The sequence below is a fragment of the Cryobacterium sp. CAN_C2 genome (assembly GCF_015751745.1).
Lineage (GTDB): Bacteria > Actinomycetota > Actinomycetes > Actinomycetales > Microbacteriaceae > Cryobacterium.
Genome location: NZ_JADOUX010000043.1, coordinates 1 through 2854, shown reverse-complemented (window position 1 = coordinate 2854; position 2854 = coordinate 1). Strand labels below are relative to the sequence as shown.

Sequence of the window (2854 nt, the reverse complement as noted above, 5' to 3'; positions counted from 1 at the left end):
AATCGTGCGGATATCGCGGCGGTCTATCCGGCGTATGGCGCGTTGCACGGCCTCTCGGAGAAGGTTGCTGCCGCTCCTGGTGCGCATAACGTTTGTGTCTATGCGATTAATACGGGCGCGGGCGGTCATTCCCTGCTTGGCTGCCGAATGGTGACAGTCTAGAACCACGCGTTCGCACCATTGCCAGGCGTTCTGTCCTGGGGCTGCGCCACGGCAGACTTCGGCTGCAATTCTGGCAGCGCGTGGATTAGAAGAATGACGTTTTGGGAGTAATCATGAACTGGACATCGAGGGTCTCTGCGCGACCTTGGCGCGTTTTTATTACCCTGTGGGTGTCGCTGACCCTGGTCTCACTAGCTTGGGCAGTCGCAACTCCGTTGGGTGGAAGCCCCGACGAACCAGCGCACATCATCAAGGCAGCCTCAGTAGCGAGGGGCGACCTCGTCGGCGAACTCACGGGACGATCTGGCGAGACGATGGTTCAGGTGCCGTTCGGCATTGCTGACGCGCATTCGTGGCCGTGCTTCGCATTCAATACCCAAGTCACTGCATCGTGCCTTCCCGACGCTGCTAACGGGAGTCAAATAGTCGCAGCGAAGACGACAGCGGGCCTATACAACCCCACTTACTATGCAATCGTCGGATGGCCTTCCCTCCTCACCGACGATGCATCGCGGGCGGTGCTGATGATGCGCGCCATGAGCGCTCTTCTGGTCTCATTCTTCCTTGCTATTACTCTGCAAGCCCTAGTGCTCCTGCGCCCGGCGCTCATCACAGGCATAGGATTCCTTGCCGCGGCCACGCCTATGTATTTTTTTCTTGCCGGTGCGCTCAACCCCAACGCCCTAGAAATAGCCACCGGCGCGGCCCTCACCGCATCTTTGCTTCTTGTCGTAAGGAGACCCGAGGGCATTCGATTGCGGCTCTGGCTGTTGGCGATTGCTGGGAGCGGGGTCCTGCTTGCGCAGTCTAGGGGCCTTTCGCCGTTATGGATGGCAGTCATTGCAGTGGCTGTCCTTGTGAGTTCGCCTCCGAAGGCGCTCCTGAGCCTCGTAAAGAGGTGGGATGTCATCGCCACAATTGTTTTAATCGCCCTCGGAGTGGCCGCTGCAGGACTCTGGCTCCTCCTAACCGGGACGTTGGAAAGCATGGGTGTATACCCTGGGGCGTACCAGGTCACTCCGATCCGTGCGTTCGTTGAGATGTTGGTGGACCGTTCTTTTGACTCGGGCTTGGTAGGAGTCTTCGGATGGCTGGACACACCGTCCCCGGCCTTCGTGTACGTGTGGTGGGCGTTTCTCAGCGTCGCCTTGGGCGTCTCCGCATTCATCTTCGCCAAGGGACGGGTGTTACTCGGAGTCATAGTCGCAGTGGCCGGCTTCTTCTTGGTGCCAGCGGTGATACAAGCGCTGTCTGTATGGACGTCGGGTTATATCTGGCAGGGTCGGTATACCCTCGTGGGCTATGTGATCGCCGTAATTTTCGCCACGGTCGCGGTTGCGAGCAACCCGGGCGCGGGAGAGCTCGTCGCGCGCGCACCCCGTCGATTAATCTTGGTTTTCGCCGGTGGGACAATCTTCGCTCAGCTCTTCGCCTTCTTGACCGTTATGAAGCGATACTCGTTGGGTATTGACGCAGACTGGATCGACTTTTTTTGTCGGCCTCAGTGGCTTCCGCCAGCCGGTGGATGGCCGTGGGCGCTGGTGCTTGTGGTCGGAATGGGAACCACAGCCTGGTGCCTTTACCACTCGACTAGGTCCGAGAAGCTCATTGTCGAGAGTCCATCACCGGGAGAACGGCGAAGTACCGGAACGCAAAATAGCTTGAGCCGGCCATAATGACGGTTGCGCCCACAGCTCCGGCGATTTATCCTCAATCCACCGGTCGGCTTTGAATCCGTGGCTGCGAGTCAAACCAAGAATAACCCTCTGATCAGGTGAAAAAGTCGTTACTTGAACAAACTATTCACCAACCAGGGAGGCATCTCGTAGATGCAACTTTCTCACACTCACCGGTCCTTGTCCGCTTCCTATGATGACCCGAATCTCGTGTCGTCTGCCGGGCTTGTTCCTGTCATGGCGTTGGCGGCGAAAACTGGCCTCAGTAACCTCGTCGATGAGTGGGTGAAACTACCCGGATACTTCAGCGCGAACGCGGGCATGACTATGTCAACCCAACTGGGACCCAGCAGGGCAATCTAAGCGAGACCCACCGTCTGCTTTCTGGATCTCTGAAAGACTCATCAGACAGTAGGCCAATGGACAAAGGATTGTTCTGATGACAAGTGTGCCAAGTCGCGGACGGAAGCGTCGACTGAGAGACCGGCTGGTGCTCTGGTCGGTGATGCTTCAGCTAGTTGTAGTGTCCGCCGGTTTTTATCTCATGGCCTTCGACTTCGCCTTCATATTCTGGATTCTCTCAGTGCTGCTGCCCATCATTACCTGGGTAATTCCGGGGCTAATCTCCTATGTACGCGCAGAGCGGCAACGATCAATTGAGCAAACTCAAAGGCAGAGTGAACTTGACTCGGGTAAAGGATGAGATTGCAAGCGCGAACGAACGCGCGGAAAGAGAGGACGCTGATCGAGCTGAATCCCTGCGACGATGCGTCGGCATTTGCTGACGACGGTCTCTGGCCGTCGACTGCGCAGCATGCGGGCTGATTCAGCCTCGTGCTGCAGCGCATAGACACGCTGAACTAGACGTTGGTTCGTGTCTCATGATCGTTGACCTTCGCGTTGCTGTCGACTGTGGGGGGATGGGCTGCTGCGGGGATTTCGGACAGCGGAATTAGTGGATTCGTCTACGCTGCCAGGGCTGGCTGCTGATAACCATAGTGGACTTCGTTGGGCCG

1 protein-coding gene and 1 pseudogene are annotated in these 2854 nt (G+C 57.5%); both read left to right on the top strand.

From position 1 onward, the window contains the following. The first annotated feature begins 332 nt into the window (after positions 1-332). Positions 333-1838 carry a DUF2142 domain-containing protein gene (locus tag IWX77_RS16740; RefSeq protein ID WP_196845677.1) on the top strand — a complete coding sequence of 502 codons (1506 nt, stop codon included), beginning with the start codon at positions 333-335 and terminating at the stop codon, positions 1836-1838. A 153-nt stretch (positions 1839-1991) separates the two neighbouring features. Next, positions 1992-2171 (top strand): annotated as a pseudogene (locus IWX77_RS17570) (IS1380 family transposase); the annotation flags it as partial. Positions 2172-2854 lie beyond the last annotated feature (683 nt).